Origin of the sequence: Bacteroides mediterraneensis (assembly GCF_016900355.1) — a bacterium.
GTDB lineage: Bacteria > Bacteroidota > Bacteroidia > Bacteroidales > Bacteroidaceae > Phocaeicola.
In genome coordinates, this window is the sequence record NZ_JACJKA010000032.1 from 15,075 (window position 1) to 28,034 (window position 12,960).

Genomic DNA, 12,960 nt, shown 5'->3' on the forward strand with positions numbered 1-12,960 from the left:
CTTGATATTTGTGTAATACAAAAGAATATGACGATTCAAATGAAAGCAGCTCAAATTAAAAGATATTCAAAAGCAATTCAAATTCACCTCAATTCACTTCCGATGCCGGAGATAGGTCCGTCGGACGTATTGGTAAAGGTTCAGGCAGCCGCGGTCAATCCGTTGGACCAGCTTATTCTGACCGGAAGTATCCGGGTGATTCAAGACTATCCCATGCCGTTGACCTTAGGCAACGAATGTGCCGGCATCGTGGAACGGACAGGTGCCGATGTGACCCGCTTTAAAGCCGGCGACAAAGTGTATGCCTGTCTACCTTTGGCCAAAATCGGGGCCTTTGCCGAATATGTGGCCATAGACCAGCACGCCTTGGCTTTCATGCCGGAAGATTGTGACTTTCTGACGGCTTCCGCCATTCCGCTGACAGGGCTGACGGCTTATCAGGCTTTTACGGAAGAACTGGAGGCGAAACCCGGTCAAACGGTTTTGATTACAGGAGGTTCCGGCAGTTTTGGTGAGATGGCTGTGCCCATTGCCAAAGCCCTGGGATTGCGGGTGATTGTAACGGGCAACGAACGGGCCAAGGCACATTTGCTGAATATAGGAGCCGACCGTTACATCGACTACCGGAAAGAAAATTATTGGGAAGTGCTGTCGGAAGTGGATCATGTGATTGATGCCATCGGAGCCAAGGAATTTGCCCACGAACTGTCGGTACTGAAAAAAGGGGGACGTTTGTTGAGTCTGCGGACTGCTCCCAACAAGTTATACGCCGAACGAAACGGCTTTTCTTTCTTTAAGAAATGGTTGCTTGCCGCCGTAGGCGCTCCTTACGACCGCAAAGCCCGAAAGCAAGGAAAAGAATACCGATTCATGTTTGTACGTGCCGATGGAGAACAGTTGGAAAAAGTGACCCGTATGGTGGAAGAAAAACATATCCGCCCCAGAATCTCTCCGCAGGTCTTCCATCTTGAGCAGACGGGTGAAGCCATCCGTTTCCTGTCACAGGGCCATCCCGACGGAAAGGTCGTGATTCGTTTGTAGTGTAACCGGAAATCATTCCATTTAAAATAGAAGAAAAATGAAATATTACGAGATTTGTTTCAGCCCTACGGGAGGTACCCAGAAAGTGGCAAATGCAGTCACGAAGGGCTTGACCCAAAGTGCTTCCAAAGTAGATTTGACCGATGCCAAAGGAAATTTTGACGGCATTTCCTTGACGAAGGAAGATGTGGCTGTGATTGCCGTACCTTCTTATAGTGGGCGGGTACCCGAAACCGCCGCTGCACGTATTACCCGTTTGCAAGGCCACGGGGCCAGCGCCATTCTCATTTGCGTGTATGGAAACCGTGCTTACGAAGATACCTTGGTTGAGTTACAGGACATCGTCCATCAAGTCGGATTTAAAGTAGTAGCAGCCATAGCGGCCGTAGCCGAACACTCCATTGCTCGTCGTTATGCCGCTGGACGACCGGACGAAGAGGACCGGACACAGCTTGCGGCATTTGCCCGGCAGATAGCACAGAAAATAGCTTCCGGGGATAGTTGTGAACCAAAGATTCCCGGTCACCGTCCTTATCGGAAGGCTGGAGCGACGAGAATTGTACCGAAACCCACAAAAGCTTGTATAAATTGCGGAGTGTGTGCCCGGAAATGTCCCGTAGGAGCCATCAATCCGGCGGATTCCCGGAAAGTGGACAAGAAAGCCTGTATCTCTTGTATGCGTTGTGTAGCAGTCTGTCCTCATTCTGCCCGCAAAGTAAATGGTTTGATATTGTTTCTGGTCAATGCGATGCTCAAGAAACCCTGTTCCCAGCGGAAAGTGAACGAACTTTACCTATAAGTGAGCATATTAAGATTATTCGTAGATGCCGTTCTGATAATCCGACTGGTATTGCGAACAAGTCTTGCCAGTCCGCTGCTTGAAAAAACGCATCAGATGGCTGGGGTCAGAAAAGTGGAAATCATCGGCCAGCTGGCTGATGGTACGGTTGCAAAATAACAAATCATTTTTCAAGGCCTCTACCAATCGCTGCTTCAACAAATGGTTGGCAGATACTCCGAACTGAGCCATTACGGCATGGTTCAGGGTAATCCGGCTGATATGGAGCATGTCGGCATATTCTGTCACTCGCTGCACCTTCCGTATGTGCTGTTCAAGCAGCTCCTTGAACTGATAGGCATAGTTGTTTTTAGGAACATCCATGGGAAGATGGTAGGTGGAAGCATATTCACGGTTGATAACCAATAATAGGTAATACAATACAGCTACAATCAGGTTGTAGCTGTCGGCAGTGGGATGTTGTAGTTCCTGCTTGATTTTCTTGAGCAACTGCATACATTCTCTAAACAATGGTTGAGAAACGGGTGACAGGTAAGGAGGAGTATCCGTCTGGTAACAATACAGCAAACGGTAGGCAAAAAACTTGTCGGCAATGAAAGTGCGCATGAAATCCTCCCGAAAGATAAGAAAAGTATACTCCAAGGCGTCTTCCTCTACGTGCCATTCCTGTTGCTGGTGCGGAGAGAGAAGCAGAGCCATGTCATCATGTAGTGCTATCCGTTTATTGTTCAGCACCAGAAAACCGTTGGCTTTCCGGAAAAAGAAAAATTCGAAGAAATCCGTCTTGAAGGTAGGATTCTCAGTCAGTACTCCACAAATCTCACTACTATATCCGGTATTGATATAGAAATCCACGCCGCATTGCGTCTTGTTGAACGGAACGTTGACAAGTCTTTCCGGATTGAGATTTTTCTTTTTCATGGTTTTCCTAAATTGTTTTACACGCAAAGATAGTAAATGTAATTATCAAAATGGCCTGTTTCCCTTCTTATGGGGCATGAAGAGTGAAACAAAATATACCGACCTTTGCGATGAACAAAAAACAGAAGGCTATGGATAAGAACAAGACAGCAGTTATTCAATTGGTGCGCAATGCGACATTGAAGATTTATTACGCAGGTAAGTGTATATTGGTCGATCCGGTGTTGGCTGAAAAAGAAACGTTAAGGTCGGCGCTTGGAGTGAATAAGAATCCAAGAGTACATCTGAACATGTCGGTAGCCGACCTTGTAAAAGATGTGGACATGGTTTTGTTGACTCATAACCATATTGATCATTACGAGCCGAGTGTGAGACATTATTTGCCTTATACCATCCCATTTTTCACCCAACCGGCAGATAAAGAAACAATCGTACACGACGGATTTATGAATGTAGAAGCCATAGAAGAGATGAAACAGCTAGGAGGACTGAGTATTTTCCGGACAAACGGGCATCACGGTTTTGGCAAACTTGCAGAAATGATGGGACCTGTATCTGGCTTTGTCCTGAAGTCGAAAGGTCTGCCTACCATTTATGTGATGGGAGACTGTAGGTGGGAGAATAGCATTCGTGAGAACATCGATCGCTATCATCCGGATTATATAGTTGTCAACTGTGGGGGAGCTGTGTTTCCGGAATTTTCCAAAGATTTCGGACCGATTTTGCCCGATGAGCATGAAGTAATGCAGATACTGGATGAAGTGCCAAAGAGTGTAAGACTGATTGCTGTACACATGGATGCCATTGACCATTGCCAGACTACACGCGCTATCCTGCGTAACGAAGCCCAGCATAATCACATAGATATGAATCGTTTGATTATTCCCGAAGATGGGGAATGTATAGCATTATAAGCGATGGATACAGAAATCATTCAAGAGATTGATGTGCAGAGCGTCATGACCAAATCCTCTCTGCCCGTCGGAGGTTATTCGGTGAATCCGTACGTGGGTTGCCCGCACGCCTGCAAATATTGCTATGCCTCGTTCATGAAACGTTTCACCGGACATACTGAACCGTGGGGCACGTTTCTGGACGTGAAGCACTGGAAACCGATAGCGAACCCGCATAAATACGACGGTGAACGTATTGTGATAGGTTCAGTGACGGACGGATACAACCCTTACGAAGCCGAGTTCCGAAACACCCGCCGTCTGTTAGAGGAACTTCGGGGCACACAGGCCGAACTGATGATTTGTACGAAGTCCGACCTCGTGCTGCGTGACCTGGACCTGTTGAAGCAGTTCCCCAAGGTCACGGTTTCCTGGTCGGTTAATACGCTGGATGAGGAGTTTCGTGCGGACATGGACCGCGCAGTCAACATCGAACGCCGCTTGAAAGCAATGCGACAGGTCTATGAAGCAGGCATCCGTACCGTATGTTTCGTGTCGCCTATCTTTCCAGGCATCACCGATGTGAAGGCGATTATCGAAGAAGTAAAAGGATATGCCGATTTAATCTGGTTGGAAAACCTGAATCTGCGCGGGCAATTCAAAGGAGGAATCATGGCGTATATCCGTGAGAAGCATCCCGCACTTTTTCCGCTGTACGAAGAAATATACAACCATAAAAAACTGGATTACTGGAAAGCCTTGGAGAAGGAGATTTCATCCTATGCTGCACAACAAGGCTTTCCCTATCGAGTGAATGATTTGCCCTACGGACGTTCCGAAAAAGGCAAACCTGTGCTTGTCAACTATTTCTATCACGAGAAAATCAGGCTGAACCGATAAGGTGAGAAAATAAACTACGGCGTGGCAAGGAATCTCATTCCTTTGCAGCGCCGTATTTCCGTTCAAACACTTCCGTATTCCGGTTGCCCCACTCAATCATCGAGTCAATAATCGGCAGCAAGCTGCGGCCCAACTCAGTCAAGGCATATTCCGTCCGCAAAGGCACTTCATGGTAAGTGGTTTTGGAAACAAGTCCGTCTTCCACCAGTTCTTTCAACAGGATGTCGAGTACTCGGGGAGTCGCTTCCGGGAAGAGTTTGTGCAGTTCGCTGGGACGCAACGACCGATGCCGCAGTTCATCCAGCATACACGATTTCCATTTGGAGTCTATCAGGCTCATGGTCAGCCGGAGCGGGCAGTCCAAATCCACAGGTATTTTTCTTTCGTACATGGTTTCTGAAGAGTAAACAATTACACAATCGCAAAGATAAGGATAACTCCCGAAACCCCTGCATACCGAATAATTTTTCGGTAGGTGAATAATTTTTCGGTAATTGTATAAACCGTTTTCATCCCCTACATTTGCTGCAGTATAAACCCCTTAAATTGTGAAACATGAGAGCAAGTATTGAAGAGTATAAAACCGTGGAAGAAGCGGCCCTGAAATTTGTGAAGAGTGTGGCCGAAGGCGACAGCCGTTATGCCAAAGAACTGTTTATCGACGAAGCCGTACTGTTCGGTTACTTGGACGGGAAACTGGAGCATGGTAATATTGAACAATTTTACAAGAACGTGGATACCGTGAGTGCCGGAAAAGATTTCAAGGCCCGTATCGACATTGTAGACATAGAAGAAACCCTTGCCGTGGTGCGCGTACTGGAAGAAAAATGGGGCGGACGCATTGATTTTACCGACTACCTCCTGCTGATGAAGATGAACGGGGAGTGGAAGTGCGTGGCCAAAGCTTACAACCAAAATTCAAATACCATTCAAAAATAAAAAAGAGAATACCTATGAAAATTACAGTGATTACCGGAAGCCCTCGCAAGAAGGGAAACAGTTTTGCCATGACCGAGGCGTTTGTGAAAGCTGCCGAACAGCGCGGTCATACCATCCAACGTTTTGATGCCGCTTTCCTGAAAATTGGCGGGTGTCATGCCTGCATGACGTGCTACAAAACAGGAAAGGCTTGTTCTTTCGACGATGATTTCAACCTTATCGCCCCGGCCATCCTGGAATCAGATGCGGTGGTTTTCTCCATGCCGGTCTATTGGTATTCCATCCCGGCACAGATTAAAGGTGTCATCGACCGTCTGTTCTCACTCGTAGTGGGCGGGAAGGAGATTGCCGGTAAGAAATGTGCCTTGATTACCTGCTGTGAGGAAGAAGATTCTACCGTCATGGATGGTGTACGTATTCCCTTGGAGCGGTCGGCTACGCTGCTGAAGTGGAACATGGTAGGAGAGGTGTTGGTTCCCAGTGTATTGAACGAAGGGGAAATTGAGAAAACCGACGGTTGCCAGCAGGCTGCTGCCTTGGCTGAAAAATTCTGATTCGCTTTTTCGGATTTGCATCTCCGTTGCGAAACAAGGACTTCATTTTTTGCAAAGAAAAAACCCCGAATTCACGACGGAGATTCTTTTTGTCCGGCTGCCTCATTGTAAGTAGCGGCCGGCAGTGTCATATACTTGGATTGCCCGATTCATTCCGGCGATCCTGCAGGATGTCGTTCATCTGCTCCTTGGCCCATTGTATCAACCCGTTCAGATGGGGGAGTAAGGATTTTCCGCGGGAGGTCAACGAATATTCTACTTTAGGCGGTATCTGCGCATACACCTTCCGACTGACCAGTCCGTCTTCTTCCAGCGTGCGGAGGGTGACCGTCAGCATTTTCTGAGAAATGTCTGGAATCATGCGATGGAGTTCTCCAAAACGCATCACCGGAAATTGTTCCAGGGTAAAAATAATCAGAATCGACCATTTGTCGCAGATACGGGCCAACACGTTCCGAATCGGACAGTTCCTGATGTAAATATCATCATTTAGTTTGTTCTTATCCATAAAGTGGCTTTGTACAAGTTTCTATACAAAGGTACAAATAAAAAGTAGAAACACGGCGGAATGTTTCTGCACTTACCGTTTTCATAAGAGAGCTACCTTACTAGCTATCAAATTCTTTTTATTGCAAAAATGTTTGTTTCAATATCATTTTATTTATAATTTTACAATAACAATATTACAATGCTGCAATTATACAAAATACACAAATAAAATGATAATACAAACATTGAATTAAAGAACCTGGGATGTCTTTCTACCAGGAACATGAACAAAAAGAATAGCACGTTTGCGAAGGGGGAATTCAAACGTAGCTTGAGTGAGAAAGAGAGATAAGGTATAATCTAAAAAGGTAAGGATATGGATAAAATGATTGAAAACCGAGACGCGGTCAACAAATGGATGGAACGCTTCGGCGTACGTTTCGGAGTATACAAAAACGGGGTTTTTAAAGAACAGTTGTTCCCTTTTGATGCTATACCGAGGGTAATTTCCAAGGAAGACTGGGATTACCTGGAAAGGGGACTCATACAGCGTGTAGATGCATTGAATTTATTCTTAAACGATATCTATCACGAAAAAGGAATCATCAAAGACGGCATTATACCGGCCGAATTTATTTACTCTTCCAAGGGATACCTCCCGGAGTGTGAAGGCGTGTCGCCCATCCACGATATTTATTCGCACATATCAGGCATCGACTTGGTGCAGGCAAAAGACAACCGCTGGTTTGTGTTGGAAGACAATCTCCGCATTCCTTCCGGCGCTTCTTATCCGATGATAGCCCGTACTATCACGCGGAAAGTATCGCCACAGACTTTTCAGGAGAATACAGTAGCCGACAACCGGGATTATAGCACTCTGCTGAAAGAAATGATGGACTATGTGAATGATGGACGGGGTATTTCTGTCATATTGACTCCCGGACGCTATAATTCTGCTTTTTTGAGCATTCGTATTTAGCGGAGAAAACAGGAGCGACATTGGCTTTCCCGGGAGATCTGGTGGTAGAGAACGATATCGTCTACTACATGGGACTGTACCAAGAAAAACAACAAGTGGGATGTATTTATCGTCGTATCAGCGATGAATACTTGGATCCGCTGACCTTCAATGCAGATTCCCTGATAGGAATCCCTCATCTCATGCAGGCCTATCGAAAAGGGAATGTGGCAGTGGTCAATGCCTTGGGCAATGGAGTGGCCGACGACAAAGGCATCTACTACTTCGTACCTAAAATGATTACGTATTACCTGCACGAGAAACCGATTCTTCAGAATGCACCTACTTATCTTCCATACTATAAAGAAGATTACCAGTATATTCTGGACAATATCGCGAAACTGGTTATCAAAGATGTGAGCGAAGCCGGTGGATATGGGGTCGTATTCGGACGAGACCTCTCTCCTGAAAAACTGGCTGAACTGAAACAACTGATTATCGATGACCCCAGACGCTGGATTGCGCAAGAGGTAATAGACTTCAAGGACCTGGAAATTCAAGAAGGCAATGAACGAGTGGAACGAAAAGCCGACCTGCGTGCTTTCGTCATTTCCGGCGAACAGACCCGGGTGTGGAAAAGCGGCTTGACCCGCTTCTCACGTAATCCAAATTCATTTGTAGTGAACTCTTCACAAGGAGGGGGATTCAAAGATACCTGGGTAATGGAAAAGTAGCCCCAAGTCTGAACGAGAACATAATTGCTAAAAACGAATACTAAACAACCACGAGATATGATTACAAATAATGCCATTTCAGCCATTAAAGCCAACCGTCTTTATTGGTTAGGCCGATATACAGAAAGAGTTTACATCAGCCTTCATCTGCTGCGCCGTTATTATGACAAGATGATTGACGGTGAACCGAAGGAGTACGAGGAATATTATCAGAAACTGGATACCAACAATCCTTATCCCGACAGGGAAAGTTTCCGAATAGGGTATATGTATGATGAAAAAAATCCTTGCTCCTTGATTTCGGGACTGACCGCCGCCAATGACAACGCCATTGTCCTGCGTGAAGAGATTATGAGCGAAACCCTCTCTTACATTGAACTATCGTTGTCGTGCATTCGGAAGTCGGCCGAGAAAAAAGATGACAACATCACCGACCTTCAGCCAATTACCGACTATCTCCTCGCTTTTTGGGGATCAGTAGACGAACGGGTATTCGATGAACGGGTACGTAATTTCTTGCGAATCGGCAAGTTGGTAGAAAATATGGACATGCACATTCGGTTTGATTATCCTTTCTACCGCATAGAGGAAGCCTTCGAATCCTTGAAACTCTGTGCGGAAACAGAAGAAGGCATTTTCGACCCAATGATTCTGGAACATTTAGATGAGTTATTGAGTGAGGAGAAGTATGACAGTTCCAACCTGGAATATAAGGCAACGGTACTCAAATACCTCAACCACCTTGTCTTATTATAATAAAAATGAAAGTCATGATGACAAAGAGATACCTATATAATTATCAGACCATCATACGCTTCAGTTCTCCTATAACCAGACATTTCTTCAGCCTGAGGTGTATGCCTTGCGTCAATGCATGCCAGCAGGTGGTAAAACGTGACATGTTTCTCCATCCGTCTGATTACTTGATCTATGGAGCCGATGCCTGGGGAAATCCGCTTCAATACGGCAGCCGGGCAGAAGCGCACGACGCATTTATTTTTGTCAGCAGTGGGGAAGCCAAACTTACTCCGTATTGCATTCCAGAGTCCACACCGGGATATGTGTTCCGGGTGGAATCTGCCCTGACTGGATTGTCTGATTCCATGAAAGCATTTTTGGCAGATGGGAAACAGAAGAAAAATAATCCGTTGGATAGTGCCCTGCTGCTTGCCGACAAAATTCATGATTATATGTGCTATTCACCAGGCAGTACACAGATAGACACGACTGCCATGGAAGCTTTCCAACAGCGAAAAGGTGTGTGTCAGGATTATGCTCACATCCTGATTGCACTGTGCCGCGCCTGTGGCATCCCCGCCCGCTATGTAAACGGGTTCATGCAGGGTACAGGCGTGACCCATGCCTGGGTGGAAGTACTTGCAGGCGATGAATGGAGAGGAATAGACCCGACCAACAACCGATTGATAGAATATGGATATATTAAGTTGGCACATGGGCGCGATGCCATGGACTGTCGGGTAAATCGGGGCGTTTTTACCGGTAATGCCACGCAACAGACTGAAATCCGGGTAATTGTAGAAGAACTATGATAAAGACAGTAGTATCTACCGCCCTTCCTGTAGATGAGCGGTTATTAATAAAGAAAAATGTAATCAACCATGGAAACCAAAACAAACGTATCTGCATCGTCACAGGTACGCACGACGACGAACTGGAAGGCCAGTATGTCTGTTTCCGCCTCAATCAAATCATACAACAGAATCTGGAGAAACTGAATGGCACAGTAGAAATCTATCCCGCATTGAATCCGTTGGGCATCGACTCCATCACCCGGGGCATCCCAGGTTTCGATTTGGATATGAACCGCATTTTTCCCGGCAATCCGGATGGGACCATGGCAGAACAGGCTGCCTATACTCTTATACGTGATTTGCAAGGAGCCGATATGGTAATCGATATTCATTCCAGCAACATTTTCCTGCGGGAGATTCCTCAGGTACGTATTAATGTGAATACAGCAGACACACTAGTCCCTTATGCCAAGCTGCTGGATGTAGATTTTATCTGGGTACACGAGGCTGCCACGGTGCTGGAGGCTACCTTGGCCCATTCGCTGAACAGCCTGGATACCCCCACCTTGGTGGTAGAGATGGGAGTGGGCATGCGCATCAATCACGGATATGGCAACTGGCTGGTAAACGGTATCCTGAACCTGATGCATACCCTAGGCATCTGGGCCGAAGCTCCCGAAGCCAACTCCATATCCACTCCGGTTGTCTCCGCAGGCAACCGGGTGAGCTTCCTCAATGCGGATGCCTCCGGTGTCTTCCTCACTGAAATCAAGAATAACATGATTGTAGAAAAAGGAGAGAAGATAGGCGAGATTGTCAGCCCGCTCACCGGAGAGGTTTTCCAGACTGTAGAAGCGCCTACCCGGGGACTGCTTTTTACCCTCCGCGCGTACCCCATCGTTTATCAGGGATCCCTCCTGGCACGTATTCATCAATTTTAAGCAACCGATATGAAAAATGAAATAATCTTCCGCATGGAATCTCCTTTCCGCGACACGTTCCGCATCCAAGGATTTCGTTTCGGAGAAGGAGAGAAGAGCCTTGCGCTGGTAGGGGCCATGCGTGGGAATGAGATACAGCAACAATACATCTGCTCACAGGTCGTAAACCGGTTGGCCACATTGGAGAAAGAAGGCCGGCTGGTGCCCGGGATTTTGGTCGTTCCGTCGGTCAATCCTTTCTCCATGAACATAGAAAAGCGATTTTGGGCCATGGACAATACCGATATCAACCGGATGTTTCCAGGGTACGACCGAGGAGAAACCACTCAGCGTATTGCTGCCGCTCTTTTTGAGGCTATTCAAGGATACACCTACGGCATCCAGTTGGCCAGTTTCTACATTCCAGGCGATTTTGTACCGCATGTGCGGATTACCCAGACCGGTTACGAAGACACGGCCACCGCGGCCCTTTTCGGCCTCCCGTTTGTCTGCCTCTACAAACCATTGCCGTTCGACACCACCTTGCTCAACTATAATTGGCAAATCTGGAACACCAAAGCGTTCTCCCTCTACAGTGGAGGAAACGATACCGTGGAGGGAAAAGACGTGGCCGACTGTGTGCATACGATTTTCCGCTTTATGCACCGCACGGGACTGATAGACTATACCGACTACAGCAGCCCGGACTACAATTCACGCTTGCTGGATGAAGAAGAGCTGGTGTCGGTCAGAACCCCCGTTTCAGGTATCCTGTACAAAATGAAACACGCTTGCGATGTGGTGAAGAAAGGAGAAGTGATGGCTTCCGTCATCGACCCTTACTACGGCCATGTCCTGATGGAAATTCAGGCTCCGACCAACGGAGTGGTCTTTTTTGCCCATAACAAGTCGCTGGTGCTGCAGAATACCGTAGTATATAAGATTGCTTAACGAAGAGATGTAAAAAAGAACAAAGATAGGAGAGTGAAAGGTCACCGGCTTCCCGCCGACGGCAGGCAACCGGTGACACTGGATTGATTATTGCAGTTTGCCATATTCTTCGTCGGAAACCGGCTCCAGCCATTCGTTCGACGTGTTTTCGCCCGGCACCTCAAAGGCCAGATGCGCGAACCAGCTGTCGGCTGCCGCCCCGTGCCAGTGTTTGACACCAGCCGGAATGTGAATCACCGTACCCGGCAAAATCGGTACGGCCGGTTTGCCTTCTTCCTGATACCAGCCGCGTCCGGCCACGCCAATCAGCATCTGTCCGCCGCCCTTGGTAGCCCGGTGGATGTGCCAGTTGTTGCGGCATCCCGGCTCGAAGGTCACATTGGCCACAGGCACCTGTTCCTTTGACACCGGAGCCAAGTAACTATTCCCGATGAAATACTTCGCATACGCCATGTTGGGTTCTCCGATAGGGAAAATCATCTCGCGCTGGAAGGCTGCTTTGGCATCATTTCCCGTGGTGTCTTCCGCCCACACTTCCTTGGCCAGCCGGAAAGCGGCCCACGCCTTCGGCCATCCGGCATAGAAGGAGATATGTGTAATGATTTCAGCGATTTCCGTGCGGGTGATGCCGTTCTGCTTCGCCGTCTGCAGATGGTAAGTCAGCGAGCTGTCGGTAATTCCCTGGCTGATGAGTGAAGTGAGGGTCACCAGGCTGCGGTCGCGCAGTCCGAGTTTGTCAGTCCGGCTCCACACCTCCCCGAAAAGTACGTCGTCGTTCAATTCCGCGAATTTGGGAGCAAATTCTCCCAGCTGGTCGCGTCCAGCCGTCTGTTTGATAGTTTCCTGTGCCATAATCGTTGTACTGTTTATTACCCATGCGGCAAGCGCAAGGAGCATTTGTATTTTCATCATGCAATGAGTTTAACGGTTTGTATTTTTCTGATTTCCTGTGGCAAAATTAACCGTTTTATATTATGGCCCGTGTATACGTTTTACGGATATTTATACCCGAATGGCGGAAGATGAAAGACAAGCTGTGTCAACTCTTTAATTCTTTATGAAAAGGAGACAAATCGATTGTCAATTCTTTAAGTTGTTTATCCGAGAGGTGCATATTTTTCAAAAGGTTCAACAGTTCTTCCTGGCGTGGCTGCCCCAGTGTCATGCGATACAAGGCAAGCACCTTGATAAGACGTTCGTATTTAACGTGAGTTCGATATAAAATTAGAAAATAGACAGTTGTCCGTCATTGACAAAGTTTACATCAATGGCGGGCTTCTTTTCAAAAAAGCAATATGCTGCTATAGCCGACAAAGAGTTGGCTATAAA

The 12,960-nt window shown here is 47.1% G+C and carries 14 protein-coding genes and 2 pseudogenes; 11 read left to right on the forward strand and 5 right to left on the reverse strand.

What is annotated here, in order from left to right; genetic code table 11:
- Positions 1-102: 102 nt before the first annotated feature.
- The gene (locus H6A28_RS13540; protein ID WP_204480796.1) at positions 103-1,041 is read left to right on the forward strand and encodes an NADP-dependent oxidoreductase; all 939 of its coding nucleotides are present in this window, start codon (positions 103-105) and stop codon (positions 1,039-1,041) included.
- Between the two features lie 37 nt (positions 1,042-1,078).
- Positions 1,079-1,840, forward strand: a complete 762-nt coding sequence (locus H6A28_RS13545; protein ID WP_204480797.1) for a 4Fe-4S binding protein — start codon at positions 1,079-1,081, stop codon at positions 1,838-1,840.
- Between the two features lie 15 nt (positions 1,841-1,855).
- Here the strand turns inward: H6A28_RS13545 and H6A28_RS13550 are convergent, their stop codons facing one another.
- Positions 1,856-2,761, reverse strand: coding sequence for a helix-turn-helix domain-containing protein (locus H6A28_RS13550; protein ID WP_204480798.1), 906 nt, complete (start codon positions 2,759-2,761; stop codon positions 1,856-1,858).
- A gap of 131 nt (positions 2,762-2,892) precedes the next feature.
- Between H6A28_RS13550 and H6A28_RS13555 the strand changes: the two genes are divergently transcribed.
- Positions 2,893-3,675, forward strand: a complete 783-nt coding sequence (locus tag H6A28_RS13555; protein WP_204475224.1) for an MBL fold metallo-hydrolase — start codon at positions 2,893-2,895, stop codon at positions 3,673-3,675.
- A 3-nt stretch (positions 3,676-3,678) separates the two neighbouring features.
- Entirely contained in the window at positions 3,679-4,554 is an 876-nt protein-coding gene (locus H6A28_RS13560; protein ID WP_204480800.1) for a radical SAM mobile pair protein B, read from the forward strand.
- Positions 4,555-4,588: 34 nt separating this feature from the next.
- On the opposite strand, the gene H6A28_RS13565 is transcribed toward H6A28_RS13560, so the two are convergent.
- Positions 4,589-4,945: a winged helix-turn-helix transcriptional regulator gene (locus H6A28_RS13565; RefSeq protein WP_204480801.1), complete on the reverse strand. Its 357-nt coding sequence runs from the start codon at positions 4,943-4,945 to the stop codon at positions 4,589-4,591.
- 164 nt (positions 4,946-5,109) lie between these two features.
- On the opposite strand from H6A28_RS13565, the gene H6A28_RS13570 reads away from it, so the two are divergent.
- Positions 5,110-5,493 (forward strand): nuclear transport factor 2 family protein, encoded by a 384-nt coding sequence (locus tag H6A28_RS13570; protein ID WP_204480803.1) that lies wholly within the window; start codon positions 5,110-5,112, stop codon positions 5,491-5,493.
- Between the two features lie 14 nt (positions 5,494-5,507).
- Positions 5,508-6,047: a flavodoxin family protein gene (locus H6A28_RS13575; protein WP_204480805.1), complete on the forward strand. Its 540-nt coding sequence runs from the start codon at positions 5,508-5,510 to the stop codon at positions 6,045-6,047.
- A gap of 127 nt (positions 6,048-6,174) precedes the next feature.
- Here H6A28_RS13575 and H6A28_RS13580 read toward each other — a convergent pair whose 3' ends face one another.
- Positions 6,175-6,555: a winged helix-turn-helix transcriptional regulator gene (locus tag H6A28_RS13580; RefSeq protein ID WP_204475233.1), complete on the reverse strand. Its 381-nt coding sequence runs from the start codon at positions 6,553-6,555 to the stop codon at positions 6,175-6,177.
- A gap of 399 nt (positions 6,556-6,954) precedes the next feature.
- On the opposite strand from H6A28_RS13580, the pseudogene H6A28_RS13585 reads away from it, so the two are divergent.
- The 5 genes and pseudogenes from H6A28_RS13585 to H6A28_RS13605 all read left to right on the forward strand — a co-directional run bounded on the left by H6A28_RS13585 (position 6,955) and on the right by H6A28_RS13605 (position 11,631).
- A pseudogene (locus tag H6A28_RS13585) lies at positions 6,955-8,228 on the forward strand (circularly permuted type 2 ATP-grasp protein).
- Positions 8,229-8,285: 57 nt separating this feature from the next.
- Positions 8,286-8,984, forward strand: a complete 699-nt coding sequence (locus H6A28_RS13590) for an alpha-E domain-containing protein (RefSeq protein ID WP_204480807.1) — start codon at positions 8,286-8,288, stop codon at positions 8,982-8,984.
- Between the two features lie 14 nt (positions 8,985-8,998).
- Positions 8,999-9,778, forward strand: coding sequence for a transglutaminase domain-containing protein (locus H6A28_RS13595; protein ID WP_204475237.1), 780 nt, complete (start codon positions 8,999-9,001; stop codon positions 9,776-9,778).
- The gene (locus tag H6A28_RS13600) at positions 9,775-10,701 is read left to right on the forward strand and encodes a M14 family metallopeptidase (RefSeq protein ID WP_204480809.1); all 927 of its coding nucleotides are present in this window, start codon (positions 9,775-9,777) and stop codon (positions 10,699-10,701) included. Before H6A28_RS13595 ends, H6A28_RS13600 begins: the two co-directional genes overlap by 4 nt.
- Positions 10,702-10,710: 9 nt before the next feature.
- Positions 10,711-11,631 carry a M14 family metallopeptidase gene (locus tag H6A28_RS13605; RefSeq protein WP_204480811.1) on the forward strand — a complete coding sequence of 307 codons (921 nt, stop codon included), beginning with the start codon at positions 10,711-10,713 and terminating at the stop codon, positions 11,629-11,631.
- A gap of 87 nt (positions 11,632-11,718) precedes the next feature.
- Here the strand turns inward: H6A28_RS13605 and H6A28_RS13610 are convergent, their stop codons facing one another.
- Together H6A28_RS13610 and H6A28_RS15230 are read right to left on the reverse strand one after the other, a co-directional pair.
- Positions 11,719-12,540, reverse strand: a complete 822-nt coding sequence (locus H6A28_RS13610; RefSeq protein ID WP_204480812.1) for a carboxymuconolactone decarboxylase family protein — start codon at positions 12,538-12,540, stop codon at positions 11,719-11,721.
- 315 nt (positions 12,541-12,855) lie between these two features.
- Positions 12,856-12,960: pseudogene (locus tag H6A28_RS15230) on the reverse strand (IS982 family transposase); the annotation flags it as partial.